The 21,345-nt window shown below is 61.6% G+C and carries 19 protein-coding genes; 15 read left to right on the top strand and 4 right to left on the bottom strand.

Translation table 11 applies throughout. The annotated features are described in order from the left end of the window. The first annotated feature begins 43 nt into the window (after window positions 1-43). The 10 genes from PMI21_RS26315 to PMI21_RS26360 all read left to right on the top strand — a co-directional run bounded on the left by PMI21_RS26315 (window position 44) and on the right by PMI21_RS26360 (window position 7,251). The gene (locus PMI21_RS26315) at window positions 44-709 is read left to right on the top strand and encodes a riboflavin synthase (RefSeq protein ID WP_007933636.1); all 666 of its coding nucleotides are present in this window, start codon (window positions 44-46) and stop codon (window positions 707-709) included. A 31-nt stretch (window positions 710-740) separates the two neighbouring features. After that, entirely contained in the window at window positions 741-1,832 is a 1,092-nt protein-coding gene (gene ribBA / locus PMI21_RS26320; protein WP_007933634.1) for a bifunctional 3,4-dihydroxy-2-butanone-4-phosphate synthase/GTP cyclohydrolase II, read from the top strand. 91 nt (window positions 1,833-1,923) lie between these two features. Further along, window positions 1,924-2,400: a 6,7-dimethyl-8-ribityllumazine synthase gene (gene ribH / locus PMI21_RS26325; RefSeq protein WP_003228649.1), complete on the top strand. Its 477-nt coding sequence runs from the start codon at window positions 1,924-1,926 to the stop codon at window positions 2,398-2,400. After that, window positions 2,397-2,897, top strand: coding sequence for a transcription antitermination factor NusB (gene nusB / locus PMI21_RS26330; RefSeq protein WP_007933632.1), 501 nt, complete (start codon window positions 2,397-2,399; stop codon window positions 2,895-2,897). The genes ribH and nusB overlap by 4 nt, the downstream gene beginning before the upstream one ends. Window positions 2,898-2,924: 27 nt before the next feature. Continuing rightward, window positions 2,925-3,890, top strand: a complete 966-nt coding sequence (thiL, locus tag PMI21_RS26335; protein ID WP_007933630.1) for a thiamine-phosphate kinase — start codon at window positions 2,925-2,927, stop codon at window positions 3,888-3,890. Next, window positions 3,887-4,381, top strand: coding sequence for a phosphatidylglycerophosphatase A family protein (locus PMI21_RS26340; protein ID WP_007933628.1), 495 nt, complete (start codon window positions 3,887-3,889; stop codon window positions 4,379-4,381). Before thiL ends, PMI21_RS26340 begins: the two co-directional genes overlap by 4 nt. A gap of 22 nt (window positions 4,382-4,403) precedes the next feature. Further along, the gene (locus PMI21_RS26345) at window positions 4,404-5,138 is read left to right on the top strand and encodes a substrate-binding periplasmic protein (protein ID WP_007933626.1); all 735 of its coding nucleotides are present in this window, start codon (window positions 4,404-4,406) and stop codon (window positions 5,136-5,138) included. 279 nt (window positions 5,139-5,417) lie between these two features. After that, a complete protein-coding gene (gene ribA, locus PMI21_RS26350; protein ID WP_007933624.1) occupies window positions 5,418-6,035 on the top strand; it encodes a GTP cyclohydrolase II in 618 nt (205 codons plus the stop codon). After that, entirely contained in the window at window positions 6,032-6,451 is a 420-nt protein-coding gene (locus PMI21_RS26355) for a hypothetical protein (protein WP_007933617.1), read from the top strand. Before ribA ends, PMI21_RS26355 begins: the two co-directional genes overlap by 4 nt. After that, window positions 6,451-7,251, top strand: a complete 801-nt coding sequence (locus PMI21_RS26360) for a cobalamin-binding protein (protein WP_007933614.1) — start codon at window positions 6,451-6,453, stop codon at window positions 7,249-7,251. The genes PMI21_RS26355 and PMI21_RS26360 overlap by 1 nt, the downstream gene beginning before the upstream one ends. Before the next feature lie 55 nt (window positions 7,252-7,306). Here the strand turns inward: PMI21_RS26360 and dxs are convergent, their stop codons facing one another. The 4 genes from dxs to PMI21_RS26380 all read right to left on the bottom strand — a co-directional run bounded on the left by dxs (window position 7,307) and on the right by PMI21_RS26380 (window position 11,678). Further along, entirely contained in the window at window positions 7,307-9,205 is a 1,899-nt protein-coding gene (dxs, locus tag PMI21_RS26365; protein ID WP_007933612.1) for a 1-deoxy-D-xylulose-5-phosphate synthase, read from the bottom strand. Between the two features lie 91 nt (window positions 9,206-9,296). Then, window positions 9,297-10,184 carry a (2E,6E)-farnesyl diphosphate synthase gene (gene ispA, locus PMI21_RS26370; protein WP_007933610.1) on the bottom strand — a complete coding sequence of 296 codons (888 nt, stop codon included), beginning with the start codon at window positions 10,182-10,184 and terminating at the stop codon, window positions 9,297-9,299. After that, on the bottom strand, window positions 10,181-10,423 hold the full coding sequence (locus PMI21_RS26375; protein ID WP_007894317.1) for an exodeoxyribonuclease VII small subunit: 243 nt from the start codon (window positions 10,421-10,423) through the stop codon (window positions 10,181-10,183). The genes ispA and PMI21_RS26375 overlap by 4 nt, the downstream gene beginning before the upstream one ends. A 109-nt stretch (window positions 10,424-10,532) precedes the next feature. Next, window positions 10,533-11,678, bottom strand: coding sequence for a Fic family protein (locus PMI21_RS26380; protein ID WP_007933591.1), 1,146 nt, complete (start codon window positions 11,676-11,678; stop codon window positions 10,533-10,535). A gap of 276 nt (window positions 11,679-11,954) precedes the next feature. Between PMI21_RS26380 and PMI21_RS26385 the strand changes: the two genes are divergently transcribed. From PMI21_RS26385 to PMI21_RS26405, 5 genes are read left to right on the top strand one after another with little or no spacing between them, the layout of a single operon-like run. Next, complete coding sequence (locus PMI21_RS26385; RefSeq protein ID WP_007933590.1) at window positions 11,955-12,746, top strand: YfaP family protein; 792 nt, start codon at window positions 11,955-11,957, stop codon at window positions 12,744-12,746. A gap of 48 nt (window positions 12,747-12,794) precedes the next feature. Beyond that, window positions 12,795-14,516, top strand: coding sequence for a DUF2138 domain-containing protein (locus PMI21_RS26390; RefSeq protein WP_007933589.1), 1,722 nt, complete (start codon window positions 12,795-12,797; stop codon window positions 14,514-14,516). Next, window positions 14,486-15,151: a DUF1175 domain-containing protein gene (locus tag PMI21_RS26395; RefSeq protein ID WP_033063783.1), complete on the top strand. Its 666-nt coding sequence runs from the start codon at window positions 14,486-14,488 to the stop codon at window positions 15,149-15,151. The genes PMI21_RS26390 and PMI21_RS26395 overlap by 31 nt, the downstream gene beginning before the upstream one ends. Further along, window positions 15,148-19,722 (top strand): alpha-2-macroglobulin family protein, encoded by a 4,575-nt coding sequence (locus PMI21_RS26400; RefSeq protein ID WP_007933587.1) that lies wholly within the window; start codon window positions 15,148-15,150, stop codon window positions 19,720-19,722. Before PMI21_RS26395 ends, PMI21_RS26400 begins: the two co-directional genes overlap by 4 nt. A 1-nt stretch (window position 19,723) precedes the next feature. After that, on the top strand, window positions 19,724-21,343 hold the full coding sequence (locus PMI21_RS26405; protein WP_007933586.1) for a DUF2300 domain-containing protein: 1,620 nt from the start codon (window positions 19,724-19,726) through the stop codon (window positions 21,341-21,343). Window positions 21,344-21,345: the final 2 nt, after the last annotated feature.

The raw sequence follows: 21,345 nt of genomic DNA, 5'->3' as shown, positions 1-21,345 counted from the left end.
TCCCGGCTGCAGCCCAGAAGGCCCTGTTCTCGAGGAGGACTCCATGTTTACCGGCATCATCGAATCCATCGGCAGTATTCGTGCATTGACCCCAAAAGGCGGAGATGTGCGGGTTTACGTAGAAACCGGCAAGCTCGACCTGAGCGACGTCAAACTGGGCGACAGCATTGCCGTCAACGGCGTGTGCCTGACGGCGGTTGAACTGCCAGGCAATGGCTTTGCGGCGGACGTCAGTCGCGAAACCCTCGACTGCACCGCCATGAATGACCTCAAAAGCGGCAGCCCGGTCAACCTGGAAAAAGCCCTGACCCCGACCACCCGTCTCGGTGGGCACTTGGTCAGCGGTCACGTCGACGGTGTCGGCGAAGTGGTCTCGCGCACCGACAATGCCCGCGCGGTGGAATTTCGCATCCGCGCGCCGAAAGAACTGGCCAAGTACATCGCCCATAAAGGTTCGATCACCGTCGACGGCACCAGCCTGACGGTGAACGCGGTCGATGGCGCCGAATTCCTGCTGACGATCATTCCGCACACCCTGAGCGAAACCATCATGGCTTCTTACAAGCCAGGTCGCCGGGTGAACCTGGAAGTCGACTTGCTGGCACGTTACCTGGAGCGCCTGCTGCTGGGCGACAAGGCTGCTGAGCCAACCAGTGGCAGCACCATTACTGAAAGCTTTCTGGCCCAAAACGGCTATCTCAAATCCTGAAGCTCAAATTTCGAAAGAAGGGGGGTGCCTTGTGGCGCTCAATAGCATCGAAGAACTGGTTGAAGACATCCGCCAAGGCAAGATGGTCATCCTCATGGATGACGAAGACCGCGAGAACGAAGGCGACCTGATCATGGCCGCCGAGTGCTGCAAGGCTGAACACATCAACTTCATGGCCAAGCACGCCCGTGGCCTGATCTGCATGCCGATGAGCCGCGAGCGCTGCGAACTGCTCAAGCTGCCGTTGATGGCGCCACGCAACGGTTCCGGTTTCGGCACCAAGTTCACCGTGTCCATCGAAGCTGCCGAAGGCGTGACCACCGGTATCTCCGCGGCCGACCGTGCGCGCACCGTGCAAGCGGCTGCCGCCAAGGACGCCAAGGCTGAAGACATCGTCAGCCCCGGCCACATCTTTCCGCTGATGGCCCAGGCTGGCGGTACTTTGGCCCGCGCCGGCCACACCGAAGCGGCCTGCGACCTGGCGCGCATGGCCGGTTTCGAGCCGAGCGGTGTGATCTGCGAAGTGATGAACGACGACGGCACCATGTCCCGTCGCGCCGAACTCGAAGCGTTTGCCGCCGAGCACAACATCAAGATCGGCACCATTGCCGACCTGATTCACTACCGGATGATCCACGAACGTACCGTTCAGCGGATTGCCGAGCAGCCATTGGACAGCGAACTGGGCCAGTTCAACCTGGTGACCTATCGTGATTCGGTGGAAGGCGACGTGCACATGGCCCTGACCCTGGGCACCGTGTGCGCCGAAGAGCCGACCCTGGTTCGGGTGCACAACATGGACCCGCTGCGTGACCTGTTGATGGTCAAGCAACCGGGCCGCTGGAGCCTGCGCGCCGCCATGGCCGCGGTTGCCGAGGCTGGCAGCGGCGTGGTGCTGTTGCTCGGTCACCCGCTCGATGGCGACGTGTTGCTGGCGCACATCCGCGAAACCGCCGACCACCTGGCGGTGAAAAAGCCGACCACCTACAGCACTGTGGGTGCCGGTTCGCAGATCCTTCGGGACCTGGGCGTGCGTAAAATGCGCCTGATGTCTGCGCCGATGAAATTTAATGCGATATCCGGTTTCGATCTGGAAGTTGTAGAATACGTGCCCTCCGAATAATGACCGGTTGTTTCCAGTCCTTGATTCGCGGCTAACACATCACTGAGGGACGCGTAGAAAACGCGTCCCGGCTCTTTAAGAGATCTAACGAATGACCCTGAAGACCATCGAAGGTACCTTCATCGCCCCTAAAGGCCGCTACGCTCTGGTAGTGGGCCGTTTCAACAGCTTCGTGGTTGAAAGCCTGGTCAGCGGTGCAGTTGATGCCCTGGTTCGCCATGGCGTGAGCGAAAGCGACATCACCATCATCCGTGCGCCTGGCGCCTTCGAAATCCCGCTGGTTGCGCAGAAAGTTGCTCAGAAGGGCGAGTTCGCGGCAATCATCGCCCTGGGCGCGGTCATTCGTGGCGGTACTCCGCACTTCGAATACGTGGCTGGCGAGTGCACCAAGGGCCTGGCCCAGGTGTCCATGGAGTTCGGCGTACCGGTCGCTTTCGGCGTACTGACCGTTGATTCCATCGAGCAAGCCATCGAACGTTCCGGCACCAAGGCCGGGAACAAAGGTGCTGAAGCTGCCCTGTCCGCTCTGGAAATGGTCAGCCTGCTGGCGCAGTTGGAGGCCAAGTGATTAGCGACGATAGCGATCGTTTCAACCCGCGCGATCCAAAGCCTGCGGATGCCGGCAAGCCATCGAAAAGCGCCAAGCGTCGCGAAGCCCGTCAGCTCGCGACTCAGGCGCTGTACCAATGGCATATGGCCAAGCAGTCGCTGAACGAGATCGAAGCGCAGTTCCGGGTCGATAACGATTTTACCGATGTCGATGGCGCGTACTTCCGCGAAATCCTGCACGGGGTTCCGCAGTTCAAGACCGAGATCGACACCGCGCTCAAGCCTTGCCTGGACTTGACCATCGAAGAGCTGGACCCGGTTGAACTGGCCGTTCTGCGCCTGTCCACCTGGGAACTGCTCAAGCGTGTCGACGTGCCATACCGCGTTGTGATCAACGAAGGTATCGAACTGGCCAAGGTCTTCGGTTCCACCGACGGCCACAAGTTCGTCAACGGTGTGCTCGACAAGCTGGCCCCGCGTCTGCGTGAAGCTGAAGTGAAGGCGTTCAAGCGCTGATTGGCGCTTGAGCACTTTGTCTCAGCCATGGGCGAGTTTGAGCTGATCCGCAACTTCTTCGCCGCCGCGCCTTGTGCGCAGGGCGGCGAAGGCGTTGCCCTCGGGATCGGTGACGACTGCGCCTTGCTGGCTGTTCCTCCCGGGGAGCAGTTGGCGATTTCCACCGATACGCTGGTGGCCGGTGTGCATTTCGCCGACCCCTGCGATCCGTTTCTGCTCGGTCAGCGCTCGCTGGCCGTGGCCGTCAGTGACCTGGCCGCCATGGGCGCCACCCCCGTTGCCTTTACCCTTGCCTTGACCTTGCCGACGGAGAATTCCGATTGGCTGGGAGCGTTCGCCCGTGGATTGAACCTCATGGCGCAGAATTGCCGCGTGGCACTGGTGGGCGGCGATACCACTCGCGGGCCGTTGAGCCTGACCATGACGGTATTCGGCCGAGTGCCGACCGGTCTGGCGTTGACCCGCAGCGGCGCACGGGCAGGCGATTTACTGTGTGTGGGCGGTGAACTGGGTAACGGCGCGGGCGCATTGCCGCTGGTGCTCGGCCAACGAACAGCGGACGCGGCCATCGCCGAGCCATTGCTGGCCCATTACTGGTCGCCACAACCGCAACTGGCGTTGGGCCAGGCGTTGCGTGGCAGGGCCACCGCGGCGCTGGATATCTCCGATGGCTTGCTCGCCGACTGCGGGCATATTGCCCTGGCATCGAAAGTCGGGATTCAGGTAGAGCGCAGCAGGCTGCCGTTGTCGAAGGCGCTGCTGGCTTTCCTCGGTCAATCCGATGCTGAGCAAGCCGCCCTGAGCGGGGGTGACGATTACGTGCTGGCCTTCACCTTGCCGCCCGCCGAGCTGCCATCGTTGCTGGCGGACGGCTGGCCGATCCATGTGCTCGGGCAGGTTGTTGCAGGGCAGGGCGTGATTCTGCTGGACGCCGACGGACACGACATCACCCCGTCAATCCGGGGTTACCAACATTTTCGGGAGACACCGTGACAGATCATCCCAAACAGGTCCCGTCGCCGCCGTCGGTCTGGCGCAATCCGTGGCATTTCCTGGCGTTCGGCTTCGGCTCGGGCACCCTGCCAAAAGCGCCGGGCACCTGGGGTTCGTTAGTGGCGTTACCCTTTATTCCGTTGTGGCAGATGCTGCCCGACTGGGGCTACTGGCTGATGCTCGGCATCACCATGCTGTTCGGCTTCTGGCTGTGCGGCAAGGTTGCCGACGATTTGCGCGTACACGACCACGAAGGCATCGTCTGGGACGAAATGGTCGGCATGTGGATCACCCTGTGGCTGGTGCCGGAAGGTTGGTATTGGTTGCTGGCGGGGTTCCTGATGTTCCGTTTCTTCGACATCCTCAAGCCGTGGCCGATTCGCTGGATCGACCGGCATGTGCACGGTGGCGTCGGGATCATGCTCGACGACGTGCTGGCCGGGGTGTTCGCGTGGTTGGCGATGCAAGGGCTGGTTTGGCTTTTCGCCTGAAGGCTGCAGTCGAGGACGAAAGATGGCTCGCTGGTTGATGGTGATGGTTTTCTCGACGTTTTGCTCGTTCGCCCAGGCGGGCGATGCACCGACGACGCCGTCCGTGATTCACCTGGCCAGCGAAGCGTGGGAAAACTTTACCGCCGCCGATGGCCGTGGTTTGGGCTGGGACGTGTTGCGGGAAGTGTTCGAGCCGGCGGGCGTTAAACTGGATATTCGAATCGAACCGTATACACGCGCCACGGGCCTGGCACAGCGTGGCGAAGTGGACGCGTGTGTCGGTGCCTATCGGGATGAAGTCAGCGACGTGCTCTATCCGCACTGGAGTTTCGATACCGATCCGGTCTATGCGCTGGGCCTGGCCACCAATCCGGCGCCGACCCCGGAAAATCTGGGCAATTATCGATTGGCCTGGGTGCGCGGCTACAAGTACCAGGCTTACCTGCCCAACGTGCAGCGCTATAACGAAGTCGCGCGGCGTACCGGGATTCTGCCGATGCTGACCCACAACCACGTCGACTACTACATCGACGCGCTGACCGAAATCGATGACATCGTCAGCCGAGCCAAGGCCCCGTCGCAGTTTCGTCGCACGCACATCGCGGATTTGCCGCTGTACCTGTGCTTCGCTGATACGCCCCGGGCCCGCCAGTTGATGGCGCTGTTCGATCAGCGCATGGCATTGCTGGTAAAAAGCGGCCGGCTGAAACCGATTTTCGAGCGCTGGAAGCAACCTTATCCGTTCGGGTCGAAATGAATGCAATCCTTGTAGCAGCTGGCGAAGCCTGCGTTCGGCGGCGAAGCCGTCGTAAATTCAGGTAGCGGCATAGTGTCAGATTGATCGGGGCGACAGGTTTTACGACTGCTGCGCAGCCGAACGCAGGCTTCGCCAGCTGCTACAAGGTCGTGTAATGCCATCGTGTGATCAAACTTTTTGATCGTTATAGCCGATAATTCAGCCTAAGCGTCTGCAGGAACGTGCTGTTACAATGCCGCCTCTGCGAATCTTCAGTACTTATAGATCAGGAGCACACCGGTGCCTGTCGTTTTTGTCGCCGCTTCCAAGCTGCCAACGCCTTTTGCGCAATTCACCATGCACGGCTTTCTCGATGAAGAAAACGGGCGCGAGCACGTGGTGCTAAGCCTGGGTGAGATCGCCGACGGTGCTCCGGTACTCGGCCGGTTGCACTCCGAATGCCTGACCGGCGATGCCTTGTTCAGCCAGCGTTGCGACTGCGGTTCGCAACTCGAGGCGGCGTTGCAGGCGATCGCCCGTGAAGGCCGTGGCGTGTTGCTCTACTTGCGTCAGGAAGGTCGCGGCATTGGCCTGCTGAACAAGATCCGCGCCTATGAATTGCAGGACGGCGGTGCTGACACCGTTGAAGCCAACGAACGTCTGGGCTTCGCCGCCGACCAGCGCGACTACGCCATGTGCCTGCCGATGCTGGAGCACCTGGGCGTGAAGTCCCTGCGTCTGATGACCAACAACCCACGCAAGGTCAAAGCCTTGACCGACATGGGCATCGTGGTTGCCGAGCGCGTGCCGTTGCACACCGGGCACAACCCGCACAACAAACTCTACCTGGCCACCAAGGCCAGCAAGCTCGACCACATGATGGGCAACGAGCATCAGGGCGAGGTTGACCGGGCGTGACCCGCGGTCAGGTACGGCGACGACTGGCCGTCAACTGGTGGCAATATCTGGCGTTGGCCTTGCTGCCGCTGTTCGTGGTCAATGGCTTATTCGGCCAAAGCGAGGCGATTCTGCCGGTGCTGGCCATGCCGTTTTTCATTGCCGGTGTGGCGTCGATGTTTGTCAGCCTGAAGTTCTTTGGCGGTTACAAACATGCGCTGATCGCGACCCAAAAAGCCCTCGATACCCCTGAAGAACCCGCCGCCTGGATCGCCCTGGCCGCGAAACGCCGTTCTGCGTTTCTGGTCGCCGGCCTGCCCGCCTGGATCGGCGCACTGGCAGTCTTCGTTGGTCTGGAAGCCGTGCCGCTGATGCTGCTGGCGTTGTCGACGGCGGTGCTGTTCTACCTCTACCGTATCCCGCGTCAACTCGGCTGATGCGCTGCGTCTGGCTGGCAGTCCTGTTGCTGGTCGTCAGTGGCCCGGCGGCTGCAGCCGAGCGGGTTGTCAGCCTGGCACCGTCGCTTTCTGAAATCGTCATTGAACTGGGTTCTGCGGACCTGCTGGTCGGTGTGCTGGATGCCGGTGAGCGTCCTGCCGAGCTCAAAGACATTCCTTCGGTGGGCCGCTACGGTCAGTTGGACATCGAACGGTTGCTCAGCCTCAAACCCGATTTGTTGCTGCTCTGGCCAGGCAGTGTGGGGCCAGCTCAGCGTGAACAGCTCAAACGGCTGAACATTCCCACCTATGTCGCCGAACCTCACAACCTCGAACAACTTACCTCCCAGATTGAAGTGATCGCTGCACAGCTCGGAAGGCCGGAGCGGGGCGTTTCATTGGCCGAAAACCTGCGTCAGCGACTCGATTCCCTGCGCCAGCGCTATCGAAGGGACAAGCCGTTGCGGGTGTTTTATCAAGTCTGGGATCGGCCGCTGTACACCGTGGGCGGAGGGCAGATCATCAGTGATGCGCTACAGGTTTGCGGGGCGCGCAATGTGTTTGCCGACCTGCCGCAGCCTGCACCGCAGGTCAGTGTGGAGGCGGTGTTGCAGCGTAATCCCGAGGTAATTCTGGCCAGCGATCAGGCGCAGCTCGATGCGTGGAAGGCCTGGCCCCAGGTGACGGCGGTGGCGCAGGGGCAATTGCTGCTGGTAGCGGATAAAGGCCTGGAACGGCCGAGTGGGCAGATGATCGAAGCGACGGCCAAGCTCTGCCAGTTGATTGCGCCTGACCTCTAACCTGTGGCGAGGGAGCAAGCTCCCTCGCCACAGAGTTTTGCATGTAGCCAGAGGATCAGATATTCAGCAGTTGCAGGCGCTGACGCACCGCTTCTTCGATCCCGGCTTCATCCAGCCCGCATTCGGCGAGCATTTGCGCAGGCTTGGCGTGCTCGACGTAGATGTCCGGCAAGCCCAGGTGCAGCACCGACTTGAGGATGTTTTCGCGGGCGAGGAACTCGCTGACCGCGCCACCGGCGCCGCCCATGATCGCGTTCTCTTCGATGGTCACCAGCAACTCGTGGCTGCCGGCGATTTCGCGAACCAGTGCTTCGTCGAGCGGTTTGACGAAACGCATGTCGACGACTGTCGCATCCAGCTTCTCGGCGACTTTCAGTGCCTCGGCCAGTTGCACGCCGAACACCAGCAGGGCGACTGTGCTGCCCTGGCGGCGAACCACACCCTTGCCGATTTCAATCGGTTCGAGGTCTTTCGCGATCGGCGCATTCGGGCCGGTGCCGCGCGGGTAACGCACCGCCGCCGGGCCATTGTACAGATGGCCGGTGCTGAGCATTTTGCGCAGTTCGTTTTCGTCGCTCGGGGTCATCACCAGCATGCCGGGGATGCAACGCAGGAACGACAGGTCAAAGCTGCCCGCGTGCGTCGGGCCGTCTTCGCCCACCAGACCGGCGCGGTCAATGGCGAACAGCACGTCGAGGTTTTGCACCGCGACGTCATGGATCAGCTGGTCGTAACCGCGTTGCAGGAAGGTCGAATAGATCGCCACCACCGGTTTCGCACCTTCGCAGGCCATGCCGGCTGCCAGGGTCACGGCGTGTTGCTCGGCAATCGCCACGTCGAAATAGCGCGTCGGGAAGCGTTCACTGAAGGCCACCAGGTCGGAGCCTTCCTTCATCGCCGGAGTGATCCCGACCAGGCGCGGATCGGCCGCCGCCATGTCGCACAGCCACTCACCAAACACACCGGAATATTTCGGCCCGCTGGCTTTTTTCGGCGCAGCGGCCGGAGCGTCCAGCGGTTCGAGTTTGGTGATGGCGTGGTAACCGATCGGGTCGACTTCCGCCGGGGCGAAGCCTTTGCCTTTCTTGGTGACCACGTGCAGGAATTGCGGGCCTTTCAGATCGCGCATATTGCGCAGGGTGGCGATCAGGGTCGGCAGGTCGTGGCCATCGATCGGGCCGATGTAGTTCCAGCCCAGCTCTTCGAACAGCGTGCCAGGGACCAGCATGCCTTTTGCGTATTCCTCGGTGCGACGGGCGATTTCCCAGGCGCCGGGCAGGCGCGACAGGACCTTTTTGCTGCCTTCGCGCATGCTCGCGTAAGTGCGGCTGGAAAGGATTTTCGCCAGATAGTTCGACAGCCCGCCGACGTTGCGCGAGATCGACATGTCGTTGTCGTTGAGGATCACCAGCATGTTGGCGTCCACTTCCGGCGCGTGGTTCAGCGCCTCGAAGGCCATGCCGGCGGTCAGTGCGCCGTCGCCGATCACTGCGATCGCCTTGCGATCACTGTGCTGCAGGCGGGCGGCAATCGCCATGCCCAGCGCTGCGCTGATCGAGGTGCTGGAGTGGCCGACGCCAAAGGTGTCGTACTCGCTCTCGGCGCGGCGCGGGAAGGCCGCGATGCCGTCCTTCTGGCGCAGGGTGCTCATGCGCGCGCGACGGCCGGTGAGGATTTTGTGCGGATAGGCTTGATGACCCACGTCCCACACCAGCCGGTCGTCCGGGGTGTCGAAAACGTAATGCAACGCGATGGTCAGCTCGATCACGCCCAAGCCGGCACCGAAATGCCCACCGGTCTGGCCGACCGTGTAGAGCAATTCCAGGCGCAACTCATCAGCCAGGGTTTCCAGCTCGGCTTCGCCTAACCGGCGCAGGCCGTCCGGCGTGTTGGCACGGTCGAGCAGGGGCGTGGTCGGGCGCTTACGGGGAATCTCATGAAACGTCGTGGGCATCAGGCGAATCGTTATAGGTATAAAAGATGCGGCAGTTTACCTGATGCATCGCCCCCTGCCCACGCGTTGGTCTTTTTTGGCGGATACGCCGTCAGTTGCGGCGGTCAACGATATACCGGGCCAGGTCGCGCAACGGCTCGGCCGCCGCGTCAAACGGTCGCAGCGCGTGCAGGGCCTGGTCGCGCAGTTCCAGAGCGTAGGCCTTGGCCGCATCGAGACCGAGCAGGGCCGGGTAGGTCGGCTTGTCCCGGGCGATGTCGGCGCCCTGGCGTTTGCCGAGGGTGGCGGTGTCACTTTCGACGTCGAGAATGTCGTCCTGGACCTGAAAGGCCAGGCCGATGGCCTGTGCATAACTCTGCAGCGACTTCAGTTCGTCCCTCTCGGCCTGGCCACTGGCCAAGGCGCCGAGTTTGACGCTGACTTCGATCAACGCGCCGGTCTTGTGCCGATGCATGTATTCAAGGGCTTTTTGATCGAGCTTCAGGCCCACCGAGCCAAGATCGATGGCTTGCCCGCCGACCATGCCCGCCGGGCCTGCCGCCAGCGCGAGGGCGCTGACCATCTGCAGACGGGTTTCGGCGTCTGATGCACTCAGGCGCGGATCGAGCAGGGCGCTGAAGGCCAGGCTTTGCAAGCCGTCGCCGGCGAGAATCGCGCAGGCTTCGTCGAATTTCTTGTGGGTGGTTGGCTGGCCGCGACGCAGATCGTCATCGTCCATGGCTGGCAAATCGTCATGCACCAGCGAATAGGCATGGATCAGCTCAACCGCACAGGCGGCGCCGTTGGCTTGCTCGGCCTTGCCGCCCAGCGCTTCACACGCGGCGTAGGCCAGCAGCGGACGCACGCGCTTGCCGCCATTCATCACGCTGTAGCGCATGGCTTCATAGAGGCGTGCGAGCTCAGGGCTCGGCGGGTTGAACAGGGTTTCCAGTGCTGCATTGACGCGGGCCTGGCTGGCCGCCGAATACGCTGCAATCATTCTGGCTGATCCGCGTCAAAGGGTTCCTCGGCCAACTCGCCGTCACGCTCGAGCAGCACTTGAACTTTCTGCTCGGCCTGGGCCAGCGCCGCCTGGCAATCACGGGTCAGCCCGATGCCCTGCTCGAAAGCGGTCAGCGAGTCTTCCAGCGACAATTCGCCGTTCTCCAGACGCTCTACCAGCGTTTGCAGGTCAGCGAGGGATTGTTCGAAATCCAGTGCAGCTTTTTTGCGGGCCATGGCGGCTATTTCCGGTTGACGTTAAACCGGCGCGACACTAGCAGACATGGGGGGTATGGGCAAATGAGCGGGCCTGAAAACCCCTGCCGCAGCGTCGGAAAAACCGGACTCAGGATGCTTCAACCTCAGGGTGAAGGATCTGGTACCGAGTACTGCGCCCGCCACCGGGCAGGCGTTTCAGGCAGCCCTTCTTCAGCAGTTCGGCCAGATGACGGGTCGCGGTGGCTTTGGAAACCTTCGCCACTGCCTGGTATTCAGCCGCGCTGATTCCCTCCTCGAAACCGCGCTCTCCGCCATCAAGCAAGCGATTCAGCACTTTGATCTGTTCAGCCGACAGTTCGGATTCCCGATGCGCCTGCCAGAACCGCGCCTTACCCAGCACCGACTCGATCCGCGCCATGGCTTGCTGCAAGCTGCGTAACAGGGTTCGCAGAAACCACTCCAGCCAATCGGTGATATCCAGCGTGGCTTTCTGACTGCTTTCGAGTACTCGATAGTAGCCGGAGCGATCCTCCAGGATGCTCGCTGACATGGCATAGAAGCGGATGGCCTGAGCCTCACCCTGGGCCAGCGCCAGGTCGGTGATGGTTCGTGTGAGGCGGCCATTGCCGTCGTCGAAGGGGTGCAAAGTGACGAACCAGAAGTGCGCAATACCGGCCCGCAACAATGGATCGAGTCCATCCTGCCGCTGGCTGGCTTCAAACCATCTGAGGAATGTGTCCAGTTGCTGCTCAAGGCCTTGGCGAGGCGGCGCTTCAAAGTGAACGGTTGGCCTGTCGAGTCGCCCCGAAACCACTTGCATGGGCTCATCGCCGCGTAACGCGCCAACGTGGATTGGCCGGGCGGCGAAGTCTGTGTCTTGATCAGGAAATAGCCACTCATGCCAATCCAGCAGTCGTTGCAGCGTCAGTGGTTCAGCAAAATGCTGCGTGGCGTCGAGTATTAATTGTGCCAGGCCCTCACTGCGTTGGCTCACCTTATCGCTGTCGGTCAGATTTAAACCTAACCGTCGCGCCAGTGAAGAGCGCACGGAGCCGACATTAAGCTGTTCACCCTCGATAGCCGAGGACGTCACGATGTTCTGCAATAACGCATCCAGTTCGTTCTGCGCGCTTAGTGAGCTACCCACGGAACTGGCCATGCCCATCAACTGACCTTGCGCTTGCACGCACTCACGCAATAACGGTGTCAGGCGCTCGGCTTGCCAGTTGAAATTTGGCCAATCAGGCCGTTGCCAGATCCAGTGAGGTGCCATGAACTCGGGTGCTCCAAGGTGAATGAGCCGAATAATAGTCTTATTCGGCTCACTTTATGAGCCGAATAAGATCGCTATTCGGCTCACGCCCAACAATCACCGTGACTCCCACCGCAAATATAGATGTATCCGATTGTTAAAAAACTGCCGAATGGCTAATCTTCGCGCCTTCAACGACCCTATATTCAGGGTCTTTCTGACGAAACGCAGTTTTTGGATCTGTGACGCGCCGAGGATCGGGCGCAGGGTTTCGTTATGCATGGCAGGAGGCGTCACATGCGTTGGGTTCCTTTATTGCTGATCACGCTGGTCTGCGCTCAGGTTGCGCGGGCCGAGCCCTCGGCCGAGTTATCGGAGCCGGTGGGTGGCTGGCGCTATCACGGCCTGCTGGACCGTAGTGAAAACCCTCGCGTCGCCTATCCCACGCCGCCCATTGACCGGGGCGTGCAGCGCAATCGCACGATGATCGAAGGCCAGCTCAAGGCCCTCGGCACGCTCCGCCCGCCCCACAGCCTGGCGGTCAACGGCAATCCCCTGAATCTGTACACCGACGACCAAGGGCGTTTTGCCCGGCCGTATGCGTTCGGCGCCGGCTCCAACAGCGTCGAAGTGCGCAGTTCCGAGGGCCAGTCGCTCAAGCGCGTTCAATTCTATGAAGCCAACGACCTGCGCACCCCGGCGCGGATTCGCGTGGTGCTGGGCTGGGACGACCCCAAGGCCGAACTCGACCTGCACATCATTACCCCCGACGGCCAGCATGCGTTCTGGGCTCGCCCGGCAATGAGCAATGGCGGCGGCCTGGACCCGGACGGGGTCGATGGCCCCGGCCCGGAAATGTTCACCATGACCGCGCCGATGCACGGCACCTATCTGGTTTACGTGAACTATTGGGGCAACTACGGCAGCGGCGGCTATAACTTCGATGAGACCAGCAACCAGAACGAGGTGATCACCTCGCAAATCAATCTGGTGCTCAATGAAAACACCGTCGACGAAAAACGCGAGACGTTCATCGTGCCCTTGCGGGCGATCGGCGACCTGCTGCTGGTCAAGACTTTCAACTATTAAACATCCCGCACCACGGTTGAATTCAGCCTTGTGAAAATGAGCGTGAACATGAGTGATAACACGATTCCACCAGCCGCTTCCCCGGCCGCCGCACCTGCTGCCAACACTTCCTGCCGTTGGCCGGCGCTGGTCATCGGGCTATGCCTGGTGGCAGGCGTGGCGGGCGGCTTGGGGTGGTTCCTGCACAAACCCAAGGCTCCGCCTGCGCAGTTGGCCAGTGACAAACTGGGCATGAGCCGCCCGGACGGTCTGCTCGAAACCCATTCCCTGAGCCAGTTGCCCAAGGATCTGCTGGCCGTGCCGTTCCTCAAGGAAACCCTGACCGAAGATTTCGTCTTCTATTACGAAGCCCACGCCGATCGCCTGGGTTTGATAGGCAGCCTGCGGCGGATCATTTACGAGCATGACCTGAAGCTGCAGGACAGCCTGATCGAACAGCTCTTCGACCAACCAGCGGATGTGGCGCTGTGGCGCGGGGCGGATGGGCGCCTCAAGGATTTCCTGTTGGTGATGGATCGCGGCGGGCTGGCCAAGGTGCTGGAGCCGCTGGCGAAAGTGGCGCTGGATGATTCGCAACTGAGCAAGCTCGGCGAAGTGAAAGTCGGTGCCGACGCCGTCACCCTCTATCAGCTCAACTACAACGCCAGCAAGTCGTTGGTGTTCGCTTCCCATGGCGACAAATTGGTGGTGCTGTCCAATCCGGCCAAACTCTACGAACCGGAGAACGGTGCTTTGGAGGAAACCGGCGGCGTTTCGACCAAGGCGATCGCCGCCTTGCTCAACGGCGACAAACTGTTCCCTGAAGCCTTCGGCCTGCCGCCGCGTGCGCCCGAGGTAAAACAACGCCTCTCGGTCAATTCCAGCGTATTGGCCATGGGTTACCAGCGCTTCATCCCGAACTTCGCCGGTCTGCGTTTCGACATGGACGACAAGGGCTGGCACAGCTTCCTCGCCATGGACGAACTGGACAACCAGCCTGATTTCGATTTCAAACCGATCTGGCAAGCCATGCCGATGGGCGCTAGCGCTTGCGTGGCCTTGCCGCTGGCCGCCGAACAACAGAAACCGCTGCTGGTGAAACTTGGCGCTGAAGAGTCCGTGGCCCAGGCCCTGACCGAACACATGGCCGGTGCCGCTGGTCTGTGCTGGTACGCCGACTCGCGGCTGTACACGCCGCTGCTGGTGGCCAGCCTGAGTGACGATGACGGCGCCAAACTTGACGGTGACTTGGGCAACCTGTTCGGCTCGATGGTCGGCGCCTACGAAGGCAATGTCGCCGATCACGCATTCCCGGTGGTCGAGAAACAGGACGGTAAAACCCATCAGTGGCAGCGCCAGGTCAGCTCCAACTTCGGTCCCTACAAGGCCAAGGATGCCGAGCAACCAGACGCGATCACCGGCAAAGCTTTCATGCGCGTAAGTCTCGCGCGCCACGGTTCGACGCTGTTGTTCTCCCTCGACGACAAACTCGTCGACAAAGCGCTGGGCACCCTCGACAAACGCTTCCCGCCGCTGGCTGATGTGTTGCCGAAAGACCTGCTGATGCCGATCTATTTCGGCCCGGATTCCATGGCGCAACTGATGCAACAGGAAACCCTCGACAGCCTGCCGCAGGACATGGAACCGGTGTTCTACAACGCCGCGCAAACCTACCTGATCCCGAAACTGCGCACCCTCGGTGGCTATGGCAAATACGCCCTGACCCTGCCCAAAGGCAGCGAGCCCGACGGTCATTGGCAATGGCTGCCGCTGGAGTGGAAAGCCCTGTGACCGCACTCATCCGAGGCCTCGGTCTGCTGGCGTTGCTGCTGGGGACGCGCACATTCGCCAGCGAAGCCGCAGCGCTCGACCCGCAGCAATCCCAGGTATTCCGCGCCTGGTTCGTGCGCATCGCTCAGGAACAACTGACCCAAGGCCCGAGCCCGCGCTGGTATCAGCAGGACTGCGCCGGGCTGGTGCGATTTGCCGCCAACGAAGCGCTGAAAGTCCATGACGACAAATGGCTGCGCAGCAATGGCCTGTCCAACCGCTACCTACCGCCGGAGCTGCAACTGAGTGACGCCCAACGCGGCCTCGCCCAGCAATGGCAGCAGGGCGGCGGCAAGGTCGGGCCTTACGTCAACGCAATCAAACTGATTCAGTTCAACAGCCATCTGGTCGGCCGTGATCTGGCCCTGGCCCGGCCCGGCGATTTGATGTTTTTCGATCAGGGCGACGACCAGCACCTGATGATCTGGATGGGCCGCTTCATTGCCTATCACACCGGCACCACTACCCCCACCGACAACGGCATGCGCTCCGCAAGCCTGCAGCAACTCATGACATGGAAGGACACCCGATGGATACCCGACGCAGCCAACCCCAACTTCATCGGCGTCTATCGACTGAACTTTCTCTCCCAATGATCGGTGCCCGCATGCTGCGCATTTGCTCAAAACTGCCTTTGTTGCTGGCCCTGTTCATACCGCTGGCCACGGTCAACGCTGAAGACACCGTCGAACCGAGCGGCTATACGCCGGTGGCCGGTGAAAGTTTTTTCCTGTTGGCCGACAGCAGTTTCGCCAGCGACGAACAGGCGATGGTGCGTCTCGAAGCACCGGGTCGTGACTATCGCCGGTTCCGCATGGAGCCTTACGGTGGCGCCGACATTCGGGTGTATCGCATCGACAAGCCGCTGGATTTCCTCAAGCGCCAGAAGAACCTGCATCGGGTGGTCAGCGACGGCCAGTTCAAGGGCGAAGGCCTGTCGAACACCCTCGCGTACCTGTGGGACAACTGGTACCGCAAATCCCGTCGGGTGATGCAGCGGGCGTTTTCCTACGAGTCGCGCCAACAAGTCACCGAGGAAGTGCCGGAACTGAAGATGGGCACCGCGATTGCCGCGCCAACGCCCTACGACGCACAGCCACAATTCGCCTTGATTCCGGGCCTGCCGGTGGTCAGTCAATTCCGTTATCCGCTATGGCAAGCCAAACCGATCCAGCCGCCTGAAGGCGTGAAGCTGATCGGTTCTTCCAGCGAGTTCGTCAGCGTCGCGCCGGGCAACGTTTACATCCCGTTGGGCAATCTGAAACCGGGCTTGTATCTGGTGGAAGCGCTGATCGGCAAGTACCGCGCGACCACCATGGTGTTCGTCTCCAACACCGTGGCCGTGAGCAAGATTGCTGGTGATGAACTGTTGGTGTGGGCCGCGCGCAAACACGAAGGCAGCTCGGTGCCCAAGGTCAATGTGCTGTGGACCGACGGCCTGGGCGTGATGAGCAGTGGCGCTACTGACGCTGATGGTTTGCTGCGCCTGAAACACGTCAGCCCGGAGCGTTCGTTCGTGATCGGCGAGGACGAAGAGGGCGGGGTGTTCGTCTCCGAGAACTTCTACTACGACAGCGAAATCTACGACACCAAACTCTATGCGTTTACCGATCGGCCGCTGTACCGGCCGGGTGATTGGGTGTCGCTGAAAATCGTCGGCCGCGAGTTCAAGAATGCCCGGGATTCCGTGGCGCCGACCGCTGCCGACGTCAATGTGACGGTGCTCGATGCCACCGGCACGGCGCTGCAATCGTTGGCGCTGAAACTCGATTCCAAGGCCGGTACTCAGGGCCGTTTCCAGTTGCCGGACAATGCGGTGGCGGGCGGTTATGAGCTGCGTTTCAGCTACAAGGATCAGGCCTACAGCAGCGCCTTCCGCGTCGCCGAATACATCAAGCCGCACTTCGAGATTTCCCTGAACCTGGCCAAGCAGGATTACCGCACCGGCGAACCGGTCAAAGGCAGTCTGGTGTTGTTGTACCCGGACGGTAAACCGGTGGCCAACGCCAAGTTGAGCCTGAGCCTGCGCGCCCAACAACTGTCGATGGTCGACAACGAGCTGCAATACCTCGGGCAATTCCCGGTGGAGCTGACCAGCGCCGAACTGACCACCGACGCCAAGGGCAACGCGAGCCTCGATTTGCCCGCCGCCGAGAAACCGAGCCGCTACATGCTCACCGTGTTCGCCAGCGATGGCGCGGCGTATCGGGTCAAGACCACCAAGGAAATCCTCATCGACCGTGGTGCCGCCAGTTTCCGCCTGAGCGCGCCGCAACGGTTCAGCGCGGTGGGCGACAAGGTTGCCTTCAGCTATGCCAACGAAGGTGGCAGCGAGCAGAGCAAAGCGGTCAGCCCGAGCAGCTACAACTGGGTGCGGCTCGAGGATCAGACCACTGGCGAAGGCAAACTCACCGCAAAAGATAAAGGCTTCAGCCTGGCTTTCGATCGTCCGGGCACTTACAACCTGACGCTGAAGGATGATCATGGTCGGGTGCTTGGCGCGACCGGCCATTCGGTCACTGGCGATGGCGTCAAAGCCGTGCCCGGCACGGTGGAAATCGTCCTCGACAAACCCGAGTACAAGGCCGGCGACGAAGCCCTCGCGTTGATCACTTTCCCCGAGCCGGTCAGCGATGCGTTGTTGTCGCTCGAGCGTGACAAGGTCGAGGCCACGGCGTTGCTGTCCAAGGGCGGCGACTGGCTGAAGATGGAAAAACTCAGCGACACCCAATACCGCGCGCGCATCGCGGTGAAGGACAACTTTGCGCCGAACCTGACGTTCTCGGTTCTTTACACCAAGGGTGGCCAATACAGCTTCCAGAACGCGGGCATCAAAGTTGTCGCGCCGCAGATCGACGTGGCCATCGTCACCGATAAAGAGGCGTATCAGCCCGGCGATACCGTGTCCGTGGACCTGACCACGCAGTTCGCCGGCAAGCCGATTCCGGCGCACCTGACGGTCAGCGTGGTCGACGAAATGATCTACGCACTGCAACCGGAAGTGGCACCGACCATCGACCAGTTTTTCTACCATCCACGCCGCAACAACGTGCGCACCAGCGCCAGTTTGTCGTTCATCAGCTACGACGTGGCACTGCCGGGCAGCCCGGGTGCACCGGGCAAAGCCAACCGCAGCGAGCGTGGGGTGAAAGTGCTGGAGCGGCCGCGTCGCGAAGACGTCGACACCGCCGCGTGGCAGCCGGAATTGATCACCGACGCCAACGGCAAAACCCGTTTCACCTTCAAGATGCCGGACTCCTTGACCCGCTGGCGCATTACCGCCCGCGCCATCGCCGATGACGGCCAGGTCGGGCAGAAGAAGCAATTCGTGCGCTCGGAAAAACCGTTGTACCTGAAGTGGAGTGGCCCGACCAAATTCCGCAACGGCGACAAACCGGATCTTGGCGTGTTCGCTTTCAGTCAGGCCGAGAAACCGGTCAAGGCTGAGCTGGTGATTCATTACGCAGGTGCCGAGCAACGTGTGCCGGTCACACTGAACAACGGCGTCAACTACATCACATTGCCGGCGTTCACCTTGGCCAATGGCGAGTGGACCGCCGAGCTGGTGCAGGACGGCAAAACCGCTGACGCCTTGGCCGTGCGCCTGACCGCGACCGGTGAAGGCTGGCAGGTGACTCAAAGCCAAAGCCTGGACGTGGCCAGCGGTGATACGCCACTGACCTTGCCGACGGACGCCACGGATATTCGCCTGCGCCTGGATGACAGCCCGCAAGCAGTGTTCCGCTCGGCCCTTGATGATCTGTTGAGCTATCCGTACGGCGGCGTCGAACAAACCGCCAGTCGTTTGCTGCCGCTGAGCATCGCCTATCCAACGCTGTCGTCGAACCCGCAGATCCGTGATCGCTTGCGTTTGATCATGCAGAACAGCCGCCTGCGTCTGGTGCAAATGGCCGGGCCGTCGGCGAGCTTCACCTGGTGGGGCTTTGACGGCGAGCCGGATGCGTTCCTCACCGCTTACGCCTATTACGCCGACTGGCACGCCAGCAAAGTGCTGGAACTGAGCCTGCCGCCGGAGCACTGGCAGCGGGTGTTGGAGGTGTACGCGAAACAGGCGCAGAACACGCCGCTGTTGCAGCGGGCGTTGATTCTGTCGTTTGCCAAACAGATGCAATTGCCGGTGAACACGCTGCTCAGCGGTTTGATCGACGACCTGGTGAAAGCCGGCGAAGGCAATGCGGCGAGCGTCATGGACGATGGCGCAGAGAGCCTGGTGATGAACGATCCGGATTCGGCCTTGGGGCTGGCCAGTGCTCGGGTGCTGACTGCGTCTTTGGCGCGTCAGGCCAAGGTCAATCTGCCCCCGGCGTTCAGCCGTCAAGTGGACGCTGCACAACAGCAAGTGGCCGCCAGCGCTCAACCGTTTGTCGAAGCCCTGAACCTGTCGCTGCAAGCTTTCGATCAGGCGCATGCACAAGCGTTGTTGCAACGCCTGTTGCCACAGCAATCGACCCTGGAACGCGCCTTGGCGTTGACCTGGTTGCAACGCAGCATCGAGCAGGCCTCTCCGACCATCGCACTGGCACCGGGTGAGGGCTGGAAGAAACGTTATGGTGATACCGGTGAGATGTATTGGACGTGGCAGGGCCCTTCGCCTGTGCCGGCGGTGTTGTCGCTGACCGGGACGCAAGAGCGCCCGCTGCGCGCCATGTTGAGCTTCCAGACCAAGCAACCCGCGGTTGATCCGATGGCTGTGACCATCACCCGTCGCCTGTCGCGTCTGGTGCCGGGTGATGAAGCGTTCGAATTCAAACTGGAAGCGGTTGGCACCAAGCCGTTGTCCAGCGATAGCCTGTATCTGGACGAAGTGATCATCACCAGCAAAGCCGCGAAACCGCTGCGCTACGGCATGCTCGAAGTGCCACTGCCACCGGGTGCGGACGTCGAGCGCACCACGTGGGGCATCAAGCTGATGGGCAAGGCCGGCACCGAACCGACGGCGCTGGAGAAGGCCCGTTTCGAGCCGGGGCAAATGGCGTATGCGGTGCCAGTGGATGCGCTGAGCGGCGAGTTGCGCCTGCGTCATCTGGTGCGCTTCTCGCAAAAAGGCCAGTTCAACCTGCCACCGGTGCGCTTCACGCAGGTCTACGCGCCACAGCATCAGGCTCAGGAACAGAAGCCGGCGCTCGGTCAGGTCACGGTCAACTGACATGACCCGGCGTCTGGTCTGGTGGTTGCTGTGTTTGATCCCTGCGCTGGCGACAGCGCAGGACGAGCCGTTGCGCCTGGGCTTCAAGGGCGAATTGCTTGCGTTGAACCGGACTCAGGTGATCTCGCGTGAGCCATTACCTGCCGATGTGCAGACGCCGTTGGGCAGCCTGTGGAAGTTGTTTGTCTACGGCTGGCTGGTGGACACCGGCGCGCGTGAGCCGGCTTATGAGTGTCGCGGGCAATCGAAGGAAGAAGTTTATTGCTGCACGGCGGGCGGCACGATCGGGCGCGATCAGGCGTTAGTGAAGTCTTGCGGGTTGTATTTCGAGCCTGCGCGGTTGGGCATTGCCGACGCTGATTGGCGTGCGTATTGGCAGGCCAGACAAGCGCCAAAGTGGTTGCTGGATTTGCCGTCGTTGCAACCGCAGACCCGCGTACCGGTGGCGGAGTTGTTGAAGGTGTTGGCCGTGATGCCGGCGCAGGATCAGGCGCGAAGGGTGTTGCTCGATGTAGTGCTCAATGCGGCTGACGGCAATGTCGTGGGCGAACTCGGTGGTCGGTTGCGGGTGAAAACCTGGAGCTGGCTGGGGGAGCAGGATCCTTCGTCGCGTCAGGGCGGATTCGCGGGCTGGACGGCGGACGGCACGCCGATCTGGGCCGGTGGACGCGGCACCAGTCAGATGGTCTTGCGCACATATGGGCAGTCGCTGGCGACAGTGCTGCCCTCGTCGTGGCCAGCGGAGGCGGGCAAGTGCGTTGAGGTCGGTCTGTTTGCGCGTTATCCGCTGAAACGTGTGCTGGCGGGCGACCGCGTTATAGCGCCCGGCCCCTTGCAAGGCGACTATCGCGTCGAATTCGCCAACGGCAATCAACTCGATATCCACAGCGACGGCGAGTTGTTCTTGCTCAAAGATAAACTCGTCGCGCGCCTCGATCGTGAAGAATACGTCGCCCGCGTCCTGCAGCGTGAAGCCAGGCCCGAGCCCGTCGAAGCGGCCAAAGCCCTGGCCGTCGCGATCCGCACCTACCTGCTGCAAAACGCCACTCGCAACGGCGATTGTCTGAGCATCGACGACAGCAGCAGCCGTCAACGCGTTGCGCCACGTCCGGCCGCCACTGAATCGCGCAACATCGCCGCGTGGACCAGCGACCTGGTGCTCGCCGGCACCGCCGTCACCTATCACTCCGACCAACCGGGGCCAGACAAACTCTCCTGGCAGCAAGCCGTCGAACAAGCCAATGCCGGCCAACGCTACGACGCCATTTTGCTGCACGCCTACCCGCGCGCCAGCCTCAGTCGCTGGGACAACCCGGTCGCCTCCTGCGAAGCGCTGCCCGCCGCGCAAGACTGGCTGCAAAACCAGCGCCGTGGCTGGCGCCAACGACTCGAAAGCGAAGTCGGCTACAACGAAGTCAGCACCTTCGCCGTCTGCCGCCTGGCCTTCGGTCGTCCGTTTGTCGACCGCGAACGTCAGCGCATCTACGTGCGCGGCGTGCTGTCGTTGCAAGACCGCCTCGACCTGACCCACGAATACCTGCACCTGGCCTTCGAAGCACACCCCAACGGCCAGGATGAAACCTACATCGAAGGGCTCGCCCGCCACCTCTTGCTGGAATAGGC

The organism is Pseudomonas sp. GM18 (assembly GCF_000282195.1).
Lineage (GTDB): Bacteria > Pseudomonadota > Gammaproteobacteria > Pseudomonadales > Pseudomonadaceae > Aquipseudomonas.
The sequence above is the reverse complement of the archived record's forward strand: the minus strand, read 5'-3'. Positions and strand labels throughout refer to the sequence as shown.

Bases quoted from the DNA above. Each gene is read 5' to 3' on its own strand.
- ribH (WP_003228649.1), top strand. From the start codon at position 1,924: ATGACCCTGAAGACCATCGAAGGTACCTTCATCGCCCCTAAAGGCCGC.
- PMI21_RS26400 (WP_007933587.1), top strand. From the start codon at position 15,148: ATGATCGGTGCCCGCATGCTGCGCATTTGCTCAAAACTGCCTTTGTTG.
- PMI21_RS26405 (WP_007933586.1), top strand. From the start codon at position 19,724: ATGACCCGGCGTCTGGTCTGGTGGTTGCTGTGTTTGATCCCTGCGCTG.
- dxs (WP_007933612.1), bottom strand. From the start codon at position 9,205: ATGCCCACGACGTTTCATGAGATTCCCCGTAAGCGCCCGACCACGCCC.
- PMI21_RS26315 (WP_007933636.1), top strand. From the start codon at position 44: ATGTTTACCGGCATCATCGAATCCATCGGCAGTATTCGTGCATTGACC.
- PMI21_RS26380 (WP_007933591.1), bottom strand. From the start codon at position 11,678: ATGGCACCTCACTGGATCTGGCAACGGCCTGATTGGCCAAATTTCAAC.
- ispA (WP_007933610.1), bottom strand. From the start codon at position 10,184: ATGATTGCAGCGTATTCGGCGGCCAGCCAGGCCCGCGTCAATGCAGCA.
- PMI21_RS26360 (WP_007933614.1), top strand. From the start codon at position 6,451: ATGCGCTGCGTCTGGCTGGCAGTCCTGTTGCTGGTCGTCAGTGGCCCG.
- PMI21_RS26345 (WP_007933626.1), top strand. From the start codon at position 4,404: ATGGCTCGCTGGTTGATGGTGATGGTTTTCTCGACGTTTTGCTCGTTC.
- PMI21_RS26395 (WP_033063783.1), top strand. From the start codon at position 14,486: ATGGCTGCCGCTGGAGTGGAAAGCCCTGTGACCGCACTCATCCGAGGC.
- thiL (WP_007933630.1), top strand. From the start codon at position 2,925: ATGGGCGAGTTTGAGCTGATCCGCAACTTCTTCGCCGCCGCGCCTTGT.
- PMI21_RS26375 (WP_007894317.1), bottom strand. From the start codon at position 10,423: ATGGCCCGCAAAAAAGCTGCACTGGATTTCGAACAATCCCTCGCTGAC.
- PMI21_RS26390 (WP_007933589.1), top strand. From the start codon at position 12,795: ATGAGTGATAACACGATTCCACCAGCCGCTTCCCCGGCCGCCGCACCT.
- PMI21_RS26385 (WP_007933590.1), top strand. From the start codon at position 11,955: ATGCGTTGGGTTCCTTTATTGCTGATCACGCTGGTCTGCGCTCAGGTT.